This window comes from Microbulbifer discodermiae (assembly GCF_040742695.1).
Lineage (GTDB): Bacteria > Pseudomonadota > Gammaproteobacteria > Pseudomonadales > Cellvibrionaceae > Microbulbifer.
Genome location: NZ_JBFLAB010000038.1, coordinates 24,841 through 41,951 on the forward strand (window position 1 = coordinate 24,841; position 17,111 = coordinate 41,951).

Below are 17,111 nucleotides of genomic sequence, written 5' to 3' on the forward strand. Positions count from 1 at the left end.
ATTGCCTGGTTATTGAGCTATTTGCCCGTATGGAGAAGGAGATCTCTAGTTACTGTGGGCTTTATCGGCTGGGCGGTAACATTGACACTGGTGTTTGTGTTCATGCAGCAACTGCGCGGGACCATGTCGCATTTCAATTGGTTGACAGGTACTTTCAATGCCATTATAGCCAGGCTAATCATATTATTTGCGGTTTTGGCTTGTATAGGCGCACTCGTTATAACTTTTCAAAGTCATAAATCGCTATCTATGTCTATATCTCCGGCGCTGGCAAGGACTATTAGGGCAGGACTGGTCTTCTTTAGTATAGGCAACGTGCTAGGCTTTACCATTATAGCCAATGTTGTCTATTTATTATTTTATCTTGGACGTACTGATGCCAATCTATATGTTGCCGGAGAGGCAGGACGTATCCTGTTACCCCATGTAATTGCATTGTATGGGCTATCTTTCTTGAGTATAGCCTATTGGGTTATCTCAAAATTTCATAATAGCGAAACTTGCTTTAAGAGAATAACTTATTGGATTTATTTCTATTCCGGGTGTATCGGCTGGTCCATACTACAGGCATACCCTGGAGAGCATACAAGAAATTTCCATATAATTTCATATGTAACTTTTACGCTACTAGTAATCGCTCTTGCATACGGTGCATACAGGTCATTAAACAGAACATTGCATAAAAATAGTATTGTCCAAACTGTGTCATCGAATTAGGTAGGCTGAGGATGATGGAAAAGTGGGATAACCGCCTTGCAGTTTGGGTTATAGAAAAGCGCTGGTTGGTAATAGCAGTGGCGCTAATAGTAATTCTAACCGCAGCGAGCGGTATAAAAAACTTATACTTCACGAATAATTTTCGCGTATTTTTCAGCGAAGATAATCCAAATCGATTGGCCTATGAAGCACTGGAGAATACTTACACAAAAGATGATAATATACTGATAGTGCTGGCTCCGGATGACAGGCAGATTTTTACAAAAGATAATCTGAAGCTGATTAGTAGGTTCACAGACAAAGCCTGGGGAGTACCTTTCTCGACCCGTGTCGATTCAATTACCAATTTTCAGCATAGCTATGCAAATGGTGATGATCTTAGCGTTCATGATTTGGTGAAAAAAGGCCAGGCTCTGGACGAACAGTCTCTGCGCAAAATCCAGGAGATCGCTCTGGATGAGCCACTGCTATTCAAGCGGTTAATTTCTGAGGATGCGGCAGTTACGGGAATAAATATAACCGTGCAGATGCCAAGGAAAAATGAAATTGAAGAAATCCCTGCAGCAGTGAAGTTTGCCAGATCCATGGCGGATGAAATACGAAAGGAAAGGCCTGATGTAGGAGTTTATTTGACGGGAACTCTGTTGTTAAACAATGCATTTCCAGAATCATCACAGCGGGATATGAAAAAGCTGGTCCCACTTAGTTTTGCAATCATGCTTATCCTGCTGGCCGTCATAGTAGGCCGTTTTTGGGGGACATTATCAACTTTTTTGGTTATTGTTTCATCAATCGTGGTGGCAATGGGAACCGCTGGCCATCTAGGATTTCCATTGTCACCACCCTCGGCACTATCTCCATCGATTATTTTGACAGTTGCAATCGCCAACTGCGTGCACATTCTTGGGGCTATAAATTTTGCTATGCGTAGAGGTTTGGCCGGGAAAAAGGCGTTGCAGGAAAGTGTGCGAATTAATACGCAACCCATCCTGCTGGCTTGTGTAACTACCGCGATTGGATTTTTGTCGATGAACTTCTCGGATGTACCGCCTTTTAATCATCTGGGCACAATAGTAGGGGTCGGTGTGCTGACTTCCTGTTATATGTCTTTGTGTCTTTTACCGGCTTTGATGAGTTTATTTCCACTAAGACCTCAACAAGGTGAGGGAAGAGGTGGTCAATTAACTGAAAAACTCGCTGATCTGGTGGTGCGTCGCAGGGTGAGTCTATTGTGGACAACCACGGTTATTGTGGTGCTACTTATTGCAAATATTCCACGTAATGAACTTAACGATACCTTCTTACACTATTTTGATGATTCAATTCAATTTAGGGTCGATAGTGACTATACCACAAAAAATCTGACAGGGTTGTACTACCTTGGGTATTCGGTGGAGCCTGGAGAGTCAGGTGGTATCCACAATCCGAGATTTCTAGAGGAACTTGAGGCATTCGCCCAGTGGTTTCGTCAACAGCCGGAGACAATTCATGTAAGTAGCATTACTGATATTCTTAAACGTTTAAATAAAAATATGCATGGAGATGACCCGAATGCATATCGATTACCTGTTGACCGGGACCTGGCGGCACAATACATATTGTTGTTTGAGATGTCACTTCCATATGGTCTGGACCTAAATAATCAGCTAAATGTCGATAAATCATCTACACGTCTGACGATATCAGTAAAGACTCTGTCATCAAAACAGCTATTAGCATTGGAGAAAAGAGCAAATGACTGGCTTGGGAAAAATACTTCAAATTTAAAAATTACCCAAGCTACAGGCACGAATGTTGTTTTTGCAAAGCTCGGGATGCGCAACATAAAGAGTATGCTTTTAGGCACAACGGTAGCATTATTAATTATTTCTTTTTTGCTAATGCTCGCTTTTCGATCCGTAAAAATTGGACTTATCAGTCTTATTCCAAACCTTGTTCCCGCCGCTATGGGTTTCGGTTTATGGGGTATATTAGTTGGACAGATTGGACTAAGCCTCTCAGTCGTAATGGCTATTACCATGGGGATAGTGGTAGATGATACCGTGCATTTCCTAAGTAAATACCTGCGGGCCAGGCGCGAACAGAATTTTAATAGTGAAGATGCTATTCGCTACGCTTTTAAAATGGTGGGTCCGGCATTAATTACAACTTCATTTTTACTGGTGATTGGCTTTTCAATACTAGCTACATCAAGTTTTTATTTGAATTCCGGTATGGGACTTTTAACTGCTATTGTTATCGTGTTTGCACTCCTTGCGGATTTGCTATTGTTACCTGCGATACTTATGAAAATTGAGGAAAGAAAGAGTGAAAATACAGTTTCTGATCATGGTGATCCTGTGCCTGGGACTGTATAAGGGTTCTTTAGGAGCGCAAGGTGAGCAAGTTGAATCCACTGACCCAGTAATTAAAGGATTTGAAATTGCCAGTGAAATGATTCGTAAAGATTCAGGTTGGATAGATCAACATGTAGAAATGGAAATGATACTTTCCAATAGGCGGGGTGAAAGTAGTACGCGATCGCTTAATATTAGACGGTTGGAAGTAGAAAATGACGGTGATAAAACACTTACTACCTTCCATTACCCAAAGGACATTAAAGGGACTTCATTTTTAAGCTATACCCATTCGTTAGATCCAGACGACCAGTGGCTATATTTGCCTGCGTTGAAAAGAATTAAACGAATTTCGTCCGCTTACAAGTCCGGTCCCTTTGTGGGGAGCGAATTCGCATACGAAGATATGACATCACAAGAGCTGGAAAGGTACACCTATAAATGGCTCAGGGATGAATTTGTTGGCGAGCGAGAAGCGTTTGTAATCGAGCGCCAACCTGCCTACGAATATTCGGGTTATTCTCGCCAGGTAGTATGGCTCGACAAAATTATGTACCAGCCATTACGCTTAGACTACTACGACCGTAAGGACAGTCTATTAAAGGTGTTGAATTTCGAAGGCTACAAGAAATATCTGAATAGGTTTTGGCGTCCCGATAAAATGCACATGGAAAATATTCAAACTGGAAAAAAAACATCATTGATAATGACTGATTATAAATTCGAGAACGGGTTTACTGATAGGGACTTTGATCGCAATGCATTGAGACGTAACCGAGGCTAGTAATTTTACTTGTGGAGCAGTATGTCCTGCTCCAGTCAAGGCTGGAGCAGGAAACAAAGTGCTAGACCTTGCTTTTGGCTAAGTAGGAAACAAATAGTGTATATAGACAGGTTAAACCGATTACAACAACCGCCCCCCAGAATGATACGGGGAGAAGATACTCGGCATCGGAACCGCCAGTGGCGATGAGGTAAACCCACTCGTCCAGTGCCAGGCATAGGCCGATTCCAAATAATATTGTTGCAAAATTGAGAAGCTTGTCATACCCCTGCAAGATTATTAGAGGCACACAGGCAATGACCATCAAAATTAATCCAGTATAGAGGTGATGGATGTTATATGGACCTATGTCAAGATTCGTCCCAGGAGAAAAGTACAGATATGTACGCATAACAATAAAGCATACAATCATAGAAGATAAGAAAAGACTAAGACGGGTTTTGTTTAACATAATAATGAGGTCCTTTTATGATTTTGCAGTAGTTTAGCGGGCTTTACAATAAAATAAAACAGCAGTCTACAGGTATTTCTTTGACTGCCAAAAGTTTGGAGAAACTTATGACTCATTGGATACGGTATGGGCTGCCTATCGTGGCTATAGTGGCAATTTCGGCTTCGATAATTGTTGGTGATTTTCGTGAAGGGGAGAAAATAAAGTTTGATCAAGAGCATCTCGATGCTAGTGGAAATGTGATCAATCCGTCCACACAATCCCTCAACCGTTACTATTCAGTCCTTCGGGATATGGAACGTATTGACATTGAGTTTTCCGAAGAAACCAAAAGGTTATCCATGGCCATAAGGTCGGAGGATACGAACGCTGAAAATAAAAAAATATATCTAAGTCATATAGATGCAAGATTTTTGACGCCTCTGCTTCCCTATCACCACGATGTACAGATTGATAGTTTTGACAAGGCCAATCTTATGCTTGCTGAGTATGCAAGAAATGGTATTCAGCTAAGCTATCAGCAGAATAATACACTATTTGGATATTTTAATGCACAGGAAGGGTTGTTCAGCAAAGCCGATGGAGAATATGACTATCACAACGGCTTAATTCAGCCGAAACCGGATTTGAGGCCGACCCGCTTCAGTGTTACCAACAACTGTCTAAAACCCGGTTTGTGGGAACTTAACGCAACTGACTCTGTGGGAGAAATGTACCATGGTTGGTTCGACTTCCCCAAGGATACTTATTACCAGATGATACGTTCCATAAATGGAATAGAGATTTCAGATATTTCTCTGTATATGACACTGCGTTATCAAAAGGATATTTCAGATGTACCATTGCAATTGGATAAGCTGCGCACCAAGCAGGAATCCCTTTTGACTGTCAAACCCACGGTAGTGTTGGACAAGCCGATTGCGGGTTATTCTACCCAGGATTCACGGCGCAAGGTACAAAAGGGATACTTCAAAGTTTATAGAGATGACTATCAACTTGAAACCAAATATGTGTCAGAACTTAAAGAGGGTGATATTTTTCAGGTAAAGCGCTTTGTGGCACCGGGGGTTTACAGTGGAACAGAATCCGAGGAAATTCCCTTTGGAGATGACTGGAATCTGGCGGAAATAAATAGCGTATCTCCGAAAACAAGTTATATCGAAGAAAATAATTTTAAAAATGAAAACGGATATATAGAAATTTTTCTTTATAAAGGTGACGGGGACCGGGGAATAGTCGTAGGTAATATTCCGGTGGATCTCTTGGTGGCTCAAGAAGACTATGGAATATCAGCCTTCGGGGTTGGTATTTTTCCGCCAATGGAATCGATAGAGCGACGCTACCTCCGGTATCACCAGGGTCCTGTTCCCCACTACGCCTATGAAGTTCAGAAGAAAGATGGAAAGTGGGCTTTGGTAAACAATCATGAGACTGGATACGAACAGGTTTTCTTGCGACCTTTCGAGCGTGATGGCGAGTGGTACCTGCGTGTCAACATTGTTTCCTACGAGCGAATCGTCGATCTTGTAGAGTTGGAGTTACCAATTACAGGAAGCTTGAAAAATAGCATTATCAATGCAACCGATTCCTATGTGCCTCCATTGTTTAGAGTTTATGAAGATATCAATATTTTGTGAGAAAGACCGGCTATGAAGAGATTTGGTATAGGTATTGCTAGCGCAATTATAATAAGTATTGCGGTGTACTTTCCGCTGAAAAATTATATTCTCAAGAAATACGGAGTATCTGAAGTAACCGTCGCTGTTAGTGTTATTAAGCAGTACTTGGGATTAGAGAAGCCAAATGTAATACAGCAGTCGCCTGCTTATCAGAGAGAAGTACCTGAGAAGCATCCGCAAGCTATAGCAATCGATTCTGAATTTATACCTTTTCGGGACATCGGATCATCGCTGGGCGACCGGGCACTCAGAAATAACAGCATGCTCTGGGCGCAGGGGGGGGCCATATTCGATGCCAATAATGATGGTCGGGAAGATATTTATCTAGCCCACTCTGGGAGGCCTGTGTCAAAAAGGGTTGATGAACGTAATGTTTTGACTGGGGAAACTGTTCCGGCTAAACCCAACGTTCTATACATAAACCAGGGTAATAATGACAGAGGAGAGCCAGTTTATCTAAGTATCCAGGAACTTGCCAAAAACGGTAATGACCTCTTTCTGGAAGAAGAATTGCTCATCGAAAATAAATATAACCCGCGCAATTCCTCAGATGATGATGAGTTCTCTGTAGGCCGTATATCGACTGGTGCTATAGCGGCGGATTTTAACGGAGATGGCCTGTTGGATCTGTATGTACTGGCATCCCACTACGGAATTATGGCGCAGAGTCACGAATTGGGATTTCCATCTTATCCAGCAAAGAACCACCTGGGTAGGGAGGCGCGCAGCGCTCGCGAAGCCGTGGTAGTCCGGACGCCTGCTTTTCTCTGGGGTGAGCTGCAGGACGGCAAAGACGTAATGGTAAATTTTGGTGGACAGCTTGAAGCCGAGGGGAGGAACTCTCTATTTATCAACCGGGGTGATAAGGACGGAGATGGTTTGCCAGAGTGGGAGGACGTGACCCTTGAGGCAGGTGTGGGCGGGAACTGGACTTCGACCAGTGCTGCCGTGGCTGATATCGACAGAGATGGAGATTTGGACTTGTATGTTGCCAACTTTCTCGACCCCGATTATTGGGGATTCGGGGCAAAGTACTTCGCCGGCAATCGCAACCAACTTTATATCAATCAACTCACTGAAACCGGGAATTTGACCTTTCTGGATAAGAGCGAGACCTTCAATGTTGCTGGCCTGCATTTAGAAGAAGATCTCGAGGCCAGCGTGTGGCGAGATAAGCAGCAAGATTTTTTTAAAACCTCGATGCATATTGTGGAGGGTAAGCAGGTTGGCGAGCAGGCTGATCATAGTTGGTCGGCGATGTTCATGGATTTTAATCAAGATCACTGGCCAGATCTTGTTGTTGCCAATGACATGAGCAATCGCCTTAGGATCTATGAAAACGTAGAAGGCAATTCTTTTCGTTACCTGGAAGCTTTCAACGATGCTAATTGGGATGGCTGCTGGATGGGGCTTTCGGCCGGAGATTTAAATGGTGATTTAAAGGAGGAGCTATTAATAGCGAACTGTGGCAGCCAAACCATGTCGGCAAAAAATACCGGATTATTGGTTGATACTGAAGAGGAGCTGAACCTCACTGCACTCGCATACATTAATTATATGAAAGGTAAGAGCACCTTACACCACGCTGTGCTGGAGTATCACAGCGATAGTGGTAAATTTCAGGATCTTTCGGCTGATGTGAAAGTCAATCATTCATCCCATATACCGCCGGATATGTCAAATCCTATGAATTTCACTCAACGTGACAAGGCGTTTTTTGAAAGGAATAGTTTTTCTACAAGTTTACGTGCCTATGAATTCGCCTGGAACATTTCTCTGCTTGATATTGATAATGATCAGGATCTGGACCTGTATATGGCAGGCGCATTGGCTAGGGGTAATGACAATTTCATTGGTGACACACTAGGCAGCCCGGGTCGCCTTCTGGTGAATGAGGGTTCCGACGGCAGTTATGAATTCACGGACAGGACTCTAGAGTATCAATTGTTGGATATTCTACATATGGATTACGCCCACAACCCTCCACGCCGTGTAGCTCCTGGCACTGGTTGGACTAAGAGAGATTACATTTATATAGGTGATACCGATGCCTATAGCGCCAGTGGAGTTGATGCCGCGGAAAGTACTATCCGCGATATTTTTCGTATGCACGAGGCTGCCAGTGCAACTCTCAATGCGGATGTAAATGGAGATGGATTTATTGATATCTTGGTGACTCATACTGGGGGCTATAATTCTATTTCACCCCAGGCGAGAAATCTTAAAGTCGAATTTGGTGGCAGGATTCTTGCTGTTCCGGCTCCCAATAAAGTGGTTAGCCCGCCAACACAGTTTGAGGAAGGTCATACCTCACTGTACATCAACGGTGGTTCAGCTAAAAATTCACAAGGCAATTGGGTAAAGATTAACCTTCGTGATCGGAGTTCAAATAACCTGTACGCGGTCGGTGCCAAGGTAATTGTCAATGAAAATAAACTCTATTACACCCGTATTGGTGGTCCAGTATTTGGTGCTGTCACTACCGACCTGCATATTGGCTTGGGCAATGAGGCTCTACACTCTGTTGACATTACCTGGCCATCCGGTAGTACGAGCACACAAAAGATAGTCCTTGATGGAAAGCTTGTAAATCAAACGATTTGTATTGACAGGGAAATAGGTATTTATAGTTGTGAATCATTATTTTCTTATCAAGAGTAATGCAGCTATAGCTGGCGCATATTTTATTGTGAATACTATGCGGTTAAAAATATAAAAATTTAGCAATCCATATTATGTTTTTTTATAATATTTGTTTTCAGCGAGCCAACTCAGTATGAAAATCACCTTGTGGCGTACCCTGTCAGCAGGTGCTTTTTCTGTGTCTTGCTATTTCTTGTTGATAAGCCTGGTGCATGCACATGAGATTGGCGGCGAAGTTGTTTTGGACAAGCGGTTTTTTTATCATTCGCCTGTATATCAGAATCAATCCCGGCATGAAGACCCTTCGGTTTCGCTGGAGGCTGAATACTACAATAATTGGGATAATAATCGGCATTCTCTAGTATCTTCTATTTTCTACCGCTATCACAATAGTGGTCGAAAACATTTCGATATCCGTGAACTCTATTGGGAAAGTGTCTCAGATTTTTGGGAGATGCGTATCGGGGTGCAAAAAATCTTTTGGGGGGTATTGGAATTTCGGCACTTGGTCGATGTGATCAATCAAACTGATGCGCTGGAAGATCTCGACGCAGAATCCAAACTGGGCCAACCTATGGCCAATTTTACTCTGGTTAGGGATTGGGGAACCTTTGATTTATTTTTAATGCCTTATTTTAGGAAGCGGTCGTTTGCTAATACAGAAGACAGATTTCGAACTCCTCTACCTGTCGACTCCAGTGAGAGTAGCTTTGAATCCGGGGCGGAGGAAAAGCATCTCGATCTGGCTCTGCGGTATGCACATTTAATTGGAGATTGGGAAGTTGGTTTTTCTCATTTCTATGGCACTAATCGAGACCCGAGTTTGATACTGGTAAATCGACTGGATTCCTCACCTGTATTAAGACCCCATTATTCTATTATTCATCAAACTGCACTTGATTTGCAATTGACCACAGGTAATGCCCTATTTAAGTTTGAGGGTTACCGACGTGTGGAAGACAACTCTATCTTCAATACTATGGGTATTGGGTCTGAGTATACTTTTGTAGGGGTAAGGGAATCCGAAATTGATGTTGGAGTCCTGGCTGAATATTACTTTGATGATCGCGGAAATGAAGCCACAACCCCATTTGAGAACGACTTGGCGCTTGGGACCCGTATTGTTTTTAATGATTATCAAACCACCTCTTTGATTGTCGGTACGACTGTAGATATAAAAGACGATAGCCGCTTTTATACCATTGAAGGCTCCCGCCGTATCAGTGACCAGTTGTCAGCAGAATTGAGGGCACGAATATTTTCTAATACGAATGACACTGAATATAGTTATCCATTTCGACAAGACGACTATTTCGAGATTTCAATATCGTATAACTTCTAATTTTACTCGGGAGAATTTATGTTCGTTTGCCTTTACCAGAATTTATTCTCAAATGATTTATGAAGTAGAGAAAACTATATTATGCAAATGATTGGCCAAGATTTAAATTCAGATATTTGCGAAGCCATGAAGATGGGAATGAGGCGGCTTGCATCAGGAGTTTGTATACTCTCTACGAAATGTTCTGCCGGGACGCCATCTGCAATGACGGTTTCTTCGGTCACTTCCGTATCGGATACACCGCCCTCCCTACTGGTTTGTGTTAACAATAGGACATCGACCGGAGAGGTTCTGAGAGAGGGTGTACCTTTCTGCATCAATGTGCTCTCCTATAATCAGGAGCTTATCTCCAGGTATTGTGCTTCGCCAGACTCAAAAAATTTACGTTTCTCTGATAATCGCTGGAAATATGTTAGCAGCAGTGGAGCACCCTATTTGGAGGGCTCTCAGGCAGTCTTTTTCTGTGATCAGGATCAAACTATATCCTATAACACCCACGATATTTTTATTGGACGTATTCAAGAGGTATTGGTAGAGGCTGGGCCAGTATCTTCCCTGATTTATCTCGATGGGAGTTATCAAAGGCTTTGAGAGGGCGGAAAAGAATTCCGCCATTTTTGGCAATGCCTTGGCTAAGTGTTCACTCTGGCCAGCGGGGCTCCGCCATTATAGTTGACCAGCGCCTGCTGGGCCCCCTTGCTGCTCCAGCAATTGTTCCAGCGGCAGCTCAGTGCGATAGCGAACCTGCTTCAGGGAAAAACTGCTCTTGATATGGTCGATACCCGGCAGTTCGGTGAGCTTTTTATCGAGGAACTCCTGGTAGGCCTGCAGGTTGGGAACCACAACGCGAAGCAGGTAATCGAAGTCGCCGGTCATCAGATAGCACTCCATAACCTCCGGCCACTGGCCGATCACAGACTCAAAGTCCTGCAGCTCTTTTTTTACCTGGTGGTTCAGGGTTACCTGAATGAACACGCTGACCGGGAGCCCCACTTTTTGGGGTTCCAGTAGGGTAACAGCGCGCTTGATAAAACCCTGTTCGTGCAGGTTTTTGACCCGGCGGGAACAGGGAGAGGGGGAGAGACAGACTTTTTCCGCCAGCTCAATATTGGCGATGGTGGCGTTCTCTTGCAGTATCTCGAGGATTTTTTTGTCGGTGGCGTCCAGTTGGTAGGCCATAGTGGATAAGTGTCTCCTGTGGTGGATGGCTGCCTATGTCGCACATTGACAAGTCACCGGTTTATGGCTCCAGCCTGAGTGGCAGCGCAGTGAGGACCGACCTCCATCCGCTTCTTCAATATTCTCTAGCAGTGACTATTTTGAGTGTTTTATTGCATATCAGCATTAATCATTAGTGACCCGTGCCGCGATTATGCCCGATTTGGGGTTAAATTGGTATGACCTGCCCTTTGTAGCGGTGATAGCTTAGCCCCCGTAGTAATTAACAAAAGCAGGTGCTACCCATGGCGATGGTTGAAGGTGATCAGGAGCTTGGCTTTGACACGGAGTATTCGCTCCAGGCCGCCTTTACCCGGGAGTCGGGCCGTGTCTTTCTGACCGGTATCGACGCATTGGTACGTCTGCCCCTGATGCAGAAGCGCATGGATGAAATGGCCGGTATTGCCAGTGCCGGTTTTATCTCCGGGTACCGGGGCTCGCCACTGGGAGGCTACGACCAGGCGCTGTGGCGCCACAAGAAGCTGCTTGCCGGGTACGATATCCACTTCGAACCGGGCGTCAACGAGGATCTCGGGGCCACCAATATCTGGGGCACCCAGCTGATTGACCACTATCGCCAGCAGGCGACCCGGGACGGTGTCTTTGCCATTTGGTACGGCAAGGGGCACGGCGTGGATCGCAGTGCCGACGTTTTTCGCCAGGCGAATGTCCAGGGCACCGCCAAGCTCGGGGGGGTATTGGCCCTCTGTGGCGACGATCACACCGCCGAGTCCTCCATGTTCTCCCACAACACTGACCAGATCTTTGAGTCAGTGATGATGCCACTGCTGTTCCCGGCCACTATCGAGGAGTACCTGACCCTGGGTCTGGCGGGTATCGCACTGTCCCGCTTTTCCGGTCTCTGGGTGGGTTTTAAAACCATCACAGAGACGGTGGAGGCCGGTGCCTCCCTGCTGGTTCCGGAGCTGCCACAGTTTGCGGTTCCCACAGATTTTCCCATCCCTCCCCACGGCCTCAATTACGACCCCCACCTGAATTGGCCGGCGGAACGCCTGGAGTACGAGCGCCGTATGATGGAGGAGCGCCTGCCGGCGGCCCAGGCGTTTGCCTTCGCGAACCAACTGGACAGGACCACCCATGGGGCTGATCGCAAGCGTTACGGCATTGTCACCGTAGGTAAGGCCCATGGCGATCTGCTGGAAGCCCTGCAGTTGCTCGATCTGAGCGAAGAGGATCTGCGCCGGGCCGGTATTTCCATTTTTAAGGTGGCCATGTCCTGGCCACTGGAGCCCAAGGGGATTGGTCAATTCGCAGATGGTATGGAACGCCTGCTGGTGGTGGAGGAAAAACGCCCGCTGGTGGAGGATCAGCTGAAAAACCTGCTCTACGGTTGGGACCAGGCGCGCCGCCCGAAAGTGGTTGGCAAGAAAGATCTGAACGGCGAGGACCTGCTGCCGGCAATCTGGGGTTTCGGGCCGGATCAGGTGGCCAAAGCCATGGCCCGCTGGCTGGCGGATACGGACCTGGCGGAAAGATTGATTCCGGCGGCGGAAAAACTGGGTGGCGATGTGCCGCAGAAAACCCCGGGCTTGCTGGTACGGGAGCCGATATTCTGTGCCGGTTGCCCCCACAATACCTCTACCAAGCTGCCCCTGGGCAGCCTGGGCAGTGCCGGTATCGGCTGCCATATTATGGCCCTGGGGAAGGGGTTGCGCACGGATACCTATTCCCATATGGGGGGGGAGGGCGCCCAGTGGGTGGGCCTGCACCGTTTCTCCAGCAAAGGACATATTTTCCAGAATATGGGTGATGGTACCTACAATCACTCCGGCCTGCTGGCCATTCGCCAGGCGGTCGCCAGCCAGGTAAATATCACCTATAAGATACTGCTCAACGATGCGGTGGCCATGACCGGCGGTCAACCTGCGGACGGAGAGGTCAATGCCCCCAGTTTGGCTGCGCAGCTGATCGCCGAGGGGGTTGGCGAAGTGGTGTTGCTGAGCGAAAACCCGGATCACTGGCGGGAGCAGCGCCACAGATTGCCCACCCAGGTGGAGATAATGTGCCGTTCCGAGCTGGATGCAGTGCAGCGTCGACTGCGCGAGACCCCCGGCGTTACCGCAATTATTTACGAGCAGGTGTGTGCGGCGGAAAAGCGTCGGCGCCGCAAGAAAAAACAGATGTTCGATCCCCCCAGGCGCCTGCTGATCAACCACAGGGTGTGCGAAGGCTGTGGTGATTGCAGTGTGCAATCCAATTGCATCGCTGTAGAGCCCCTGGACACGGGATTCGGCCGCAAGCGCCAGATCAATCAGTCCAGTTGCAACAAGGATATGCGCTGTGCGGATGGATTTTGTCCGAGTTTTGTCAGTGTCGAAGGCGGTGAGCTGAAAAAACCACCGGTACAGACTCTGGCGCAGTCCCTGGATGCGGAAATCCGGAAGCTGTCCGCGGCACCGGTAGCCGAGTTGGCGCAGCCCCTGAGTATTCTTGTTGCCGGTATCGGTGGCAGTGGAGTGCTGACGGTGGCGGCTTTGCTGGGTATGGCCGCACACCTGGAACAGAAGGGCAGCAGTACCCTCTATTTCACCGGCCTGTCGCAAAAGAATGGCGCAGTGGTAGCCCATGTGAAAATCGCCGGGACGCCGAAGCAGATTGCCACCGCCCGGATAAGGGACGGTGGTGCAGAGCTGCTGTTGGGCTGCGATATGGTGACCGCCGCTGCTCAGAGGGCCAAGTTTGCTGTGTCCCGGCTGAAGGCGTTGGTCAATGTGGCGGAGGTTCCGGTAGCGGCCAGCGTGCACGAACTGTCCCGGGGGGAGGAGCTTGCCTTTCCGGCCGAGGCCACACAGCAGAGCATCCAGTCACTGAGTGGGGAATACCATGCATTTGATGCCAACAGCTATGCGCAGGCCCTGTTCGGGGACACGGTTACCTCAAATCTGATGATGTTGGGGTATGCAGTGCAGAAGGGGCTTTTGCCCGTTGGCGAGGCGGCCCTTGAGCGCGCAATCGAGCTCAATGGGGTCGCGGTAGAGAATAATCTGCGCGCTTTTCGCGCCGGCCGTTTGCTGGCCGAAGACCCCGCCGCCATTGCGGCGCTGGCGGTCCCGGCACAGCCGGTGCGGTTGCCTCAACCAGACGAGGGCACCGATCAGCTGATCGAACGACTCGGCGCAGAACTGGGCCGTTATCAAAATGATGCCTATGCGCACAGATTCCACCTGGCTATGCGGGCATTGCGGGCGCAGGAGAGCAAGCTGTCACCGGGGCAGGAGTCTCTGACACGGGAGGCGGCACTCAGCCTGTTCAAGGCCATGGCATACAAGGACGAATACGAGGTGGCGCGGCTCTATAGTGGTGCGGACTTTAAGCGGCAACTCGAGGAGACATTTACCGGCCGGTACCGGCTTCGCTTCCATATGGCCCCGCCGCTACTGGCGCGCCCGGACGCCAGTGGCCGGGTGCGAAAGATGGTGCTGGGCCCCTGGGTGGGCCGGCTGATGCCCTTGCTGGCCAAGGCAAGGTTTCTGCGGGGTACGATATTGGATCCCTTTGGCTATAGTCGCGAGCGCCGCAGTGAGCGCCGCTGGGCGCGACAGGTGGAGGAGGCGGTTTACACCGTGGCCACACACTTGCGCCGCGACAATATCGGCCCCGCCCGAGAACTGCTGGAATTACCGCGGAAGGTGCGGGGTTACGGGCATGTGCGGGCACGAAGTTTCGCGGAGGTGAGCGACCGTTGGGATCGGTTGCTGGCGGAATTCAGTGGCCAGGGGACTGGCATATCCCCCCAGGCGGCCAGTGTTTGAGCGGGGATGTCTCTAGCAGGCTGTTGGAATTCGAAGAATTTCGACGCCTGGTGCCGCAATATGGATGTTCCGGCAAAATCGGCGACGCCTAAGTCGTTGATTTTGGGGGAAAAGTGAAAATCACATTTTCGCTTTTCGTGTGTTGAAACAGGCAGGATGTCTTTTTCAACAACCTGCTAGGGAGCCTCTGATTAATTCAGTACTGCGTCAGGGGAGCCTGAGGTTGCACCGACTTAATCAGAGGTTCCCAAGCAAAGTTTGCGAAAGTTTGCTTCGCAACCTCCGCAACTTTGGGCATTATGTACCGGCCAGATTCAACAATGGAGCACCGATGAAGTATCTAGTTTTAACCTTTTCAGTAATGAGCTTTGCTCATACAGCCCATGCTGACGATGGGTGCCGAACCGAAGAAGGTCTAAATGAAGGTAGTCCTCTTGTTCAGGTAGCTCCCAAGGTGGGTTGGGGAGTTAAGGACGGCTCTTGTTCGGTCGTTTCCTTCAAGCTGATTGAAAAACCCGGGTCAGTGGGTAAAGCACTTATTCCCGCTGAAATAGATATCGTCTCCGGCAGCAGTAGATCACTCAATAAAAGCGTGGCATCAGCTGTTTCAAAATGGCTTTACACTGCGAAGGCACATGACACAGAGACAATTTACCAACATGCGTACCTTTATCAAAAATAGACACATAACAAGTACGGCCTGCGAGGACCGCCTTACAGTCGGCCTAAGCCGTAGGCGCTAAACATATGAAAATCAGAATTATCACTTTAATATTTATCTTATTTTTTACAGGATGCAGCACTATCGAAGTACTACTTGTGAAAGATGCCCCCTCATTCAAAAACGAAGTGGCATTAGGAAGTCCAGTTAATGAGCCCCCAAGAAAATACCCCAAAAATATGCTTGAAGCTGGTCAAGAAGGGTGGGTTATTCTCAAAGTGGATATAGATGAGACTGGTGTGCCAAATAACATTAGGGCTGTTGATTGCAGTCCCTATAGAGATTTCGTTAAAGCGGCAAAATACAATGTACGCGGAAGTATTTTCGCCCCGCACATAGTAAATGGGCAGGCAGTCTACCTAAAAGACTATATTCTGGTTACTAGTTTTAAGTTGTCAGAGGAGTGGCTTAAGGAAGTTAAGCAGCAGCGCCAGCGTAAAAAGTACGCTGGCTGGACCTCGCAGAATTCCCTCGGCCGCTGTTAACTGTGTTATGTGTCTAATTGAAAATGAGAAAGAATCTCGAGAAAGTATGGATATTTCCATTGGTGCTAGCGCTGGCTGTAATACTTGCATTTACGACAGTGCTGATGGGGCTTTCCCCGATGCCTTACTATTTTGGCTTGGTCATACCATATCTCGTAGTTGGCAACCTGGGGTTATTTGCCTATGTAGCGGCTAGGCAAAGGAAGCAGTTGCTAAAGGTGCCTTTGGTTAGTATTATTTCGCTAGGACTGGCATATATATGGGCAATACAATCGGCGTAAGTACCAAATACTGAACAAGCAAAGGCTGCATCGCTCTGCGTGCTGGATGGGCTCATGCGCACCGATGTGCCAGGCATTCAATATGATTAGAATATTTTTTCTACTCTCATTGATATTGCTTTCCCAGCTAGCAAGCGCGTCCTCAAGGCTAATAGTTCCTTGCTATGAGCTGGATCTAAAAGGAACATTGATTGATCCATTCAATAGGGTGTCATTATCAACTACTCTTAATCAAAAGGATAAATCGATCGCCTCATTTGCTCTAGTGATTGGTGCTCGAAAAGTAAACATTGACCGTAAAGTGAGCCTTCCAGAACAAGGAATAGACTTAAGTAGTTTGGAGCTTACGCAAGAATCTTCCCACTACCCCGATTCGGAAAAACTTGGGTCGTGGGCGTTGGTCCAGCTACTTTAACGATTTCGTATAAATATTATCCCGCTGACAATTGTGATTCTGATGTGGGTGAAGTTTACATGAATGTAAAAATGGCCACTCTTGAAAGTACAGTTGAGAAATATTGCAGTGGCCCACCAGAAGCCTAGTGGGCCATGCGGTTAATTAGGTAACACATTTTTGGCTCGCTGCACTGAAGCCAGTACCGTGTCGGCGCTCTTTGTCCATTTAAATGGTTTGGCAAGATCGCGGTTATGAACACGAATAAATCGCTGCAGCTCGGCCTT

10 protein-coding genes are annotated in these 17,111 nt (G+C 47.3%); 9 read left to right on the forward strand and 1 reads right to left on the reverse strand.

The window, feature by feature from the left end; all coding sequences use genetic code 11:
* Positions 1-728 precede the first annotated feature (728 nt).
* The 6 genes from AB1S50_RS13505 to AB1S50_RS13530 all read left to right on the forward strand — a co-directional run bounded on the left by AB1S50_RS13505 (position 729) and on the right by AB1S50_RS13530 (position 10,543).
* Positions 729-3,074, forward strand: coding sequence for an efflux RND transporter permease subunit (locus AB1S50_RS13505; protein ID WP_367151330.1), 2,346 nt, complete (start codon positions 729-731; stop codon positions 3,072-3,074).
* A complete protein-coding gene (locus AB1S50_RS13510; protein WP_367151331.1) occupies positions 3,025-3,837 on the forward strand; it encodes an outer membrane lipoprotein-sorting protein in 813 nt (270 codons plus the stop codon). Before AB1S50_RS13505 ends, AB1S50_RS13510 begins: the two co-directional genes overlap by 50 nt.
* 558 nt (positions 3,838-4,395) lie before the next feature.
* Positions 4,396-5,925: a hypothetical protein gene (locus tag AB1S50_RS13515; RefSeq protein WP_367151332.1), complete on the forward strand. Its 1,530-nt coding sequence runs from the start codon at positions 4,396-4,398 to the stop codon at positions 5,923-5,925.
* Between the two features lie 12 nt (positions 5,926-5,937).
* The gene (locus AB1S50_RS13520; protein ID WP_367151333.1) at positions 5,938-8,628 is read left to right on the forward strand and encodes a CRTAC1 family protein; all 2,691 of its coding nucleotides are present in this window, start codon (positions 5,938-5,940) and stop codon (positions 8,626-8,628) included.
* Positions 8,629-8,743: 115 nt separating this feature from the next.
* Positions 8,744-9,952, forward strand: coding sequence for a hypothetical protein (locus AB1S50_RS13525; RefSeq protein ID WP_367151334.1), 1,209 nt, complete (start codon positions 8,744-8,746; stop codon positions 9,950-9,952).
* A gap of 138 nt (positions 9,953-10,090) precedes the next feature.
* Positions 10,091-10,543 carry a flavin reductase family protein gene (locus tag AB1S50_RS13530; RefSeq protein ID WP_367151340.1) on the forward strand — a complete coding sequence of 151 codons (453 nt, stop codon included), beginning with the start codon at positions 10,091-10,093 and terminating at the stop codon, positions 10,541-10,543.
* A 75-nt stretch (positions 10,544-10,618) separates the two neighbouring features.
* On the opposite strand, the gene AB1S50_RS13535 is transcribed toward AB1S50_RS13530, so the two are convergent.
* Positions 10,619-11,131, reverse strand: coding sequence for an Lrp/AsnC family transcriptional regulator (locus tag AB1S50_RS13535; RefSeq protein ID WP_367151335.1), 513 nt, complete (start codon positions 11,129-11,131; stop codon positions 10,619-10,621).
* A gap of 284 nt (positions 11,132-11,415) precedes the next feature.
* Here AB1S50_RS13535 and AB1S50_RS13540 point away from each other — a divergent pair, with 284 nt between their 5' ends.
* From AB1S50_RS13540 to AB1S50_RS13550, 3 genes are all read left to right on the forward strand, one after another.
* Positions 11,416-14,943: an indolepyruvate ferredoxin oxidoreductase family protein gene (locus AB1S50_RS13540; RefSeq protein ID WP_367151337.1), complete on the forward strand. Its 3,528-nt coding sequence runs from the start codon at positions 11,416-11,418 to the stop codon at positions 14,941-14,943.
* Positions 14,944-15,274: 331 nt separating this feature from the next.
* Complete coding sequence (locus tag AB1S50_RS13545; protein WP_367151338.1) at positions 15,275-15,625, forward strand: hypothetical protein; 351 nt, start codon at positions 15,275-15,277, stop codon at positions 15,623-15,625.
* A gap of 65 nt (positions 15,626-15,690) precedes the next feature.
* Positions 15,691-16,149 carry an energy transducer TonB gene (locus tag AB1S50_RS13550; RefSeq protein ID WP_367151339.1) on the forward strand — a complete coding sequence of 153 codons (459 nt, stop codon included), beginning with the start codon at positions 15,691-15,693 and terminating at the stop codon, positions 16,147-16,149.
* Positions 16,150-17,111: the final 962 nt, after the last annotated feature.

Coding starts and splice junctions, on each gene's coding strand:
- AB1S50_RS13525 (WP_367151334.1), top strand. CDS start 8,744: ATGAAAATCACCTTGTGGCGTACCCTGTCAGCAGGTGCTTTTTCTGTG.
- AB1S50_RS13505 (WP_367151330.1), top strand. CDS start 729: ATGATGGAAAAGTGGGATAACCGCCTTGCAGTTTGGGTTATAGAAAAG.
- AB1S50_RS13545 (WP_367151338.1), top strand. CDS start 15,275: ATGAAGTATCTAGTTTTAACCTTTTCAGTAATGAGCTTTGCTCATACA.
- AB1S50_RS13520 (WP_367151333.1), top strand. CDS start 5,938: ATGAAGAGATTTGGTATAGGTATTGCTAGCGCAATTATAATAAGTATT.
- AB1S50_RS13515 (WP_367151332.1), top strand. CDS start 4,396: ATGACTCATTGGATACGGTATGGGCTGCCTATCGTGGCTATAGTGGCA.
- AB1S50_RS13540 (WP_367151337.1), top strand. CDS start 11,416: ATGGCGATGGTTGAAGGTGATCAGGAGCTTGGCTTTGACACGGAGTAT.
- AB1S50_RS13530 (WP_367151340.1), top strand. CDS start 10,091: ATGAGGCGGCTTGCATCAGGAGTTTGTATACTCTCTACGAAATGTTCT.
- AB1S50_RS13535 (WP_367151335.1), bottom strand. CDS start 11,131: ATGGCCTACCAACTGGACGCCACCGACAAAAAAATCCTCGAGATACTG.
- AB1S50_RS13550 (WP_367151339.1), top strand. CDS start 15,691: ATGAAAATCAGAATTATCACTTTAATATTTATCTTATTTTTTACAGGA.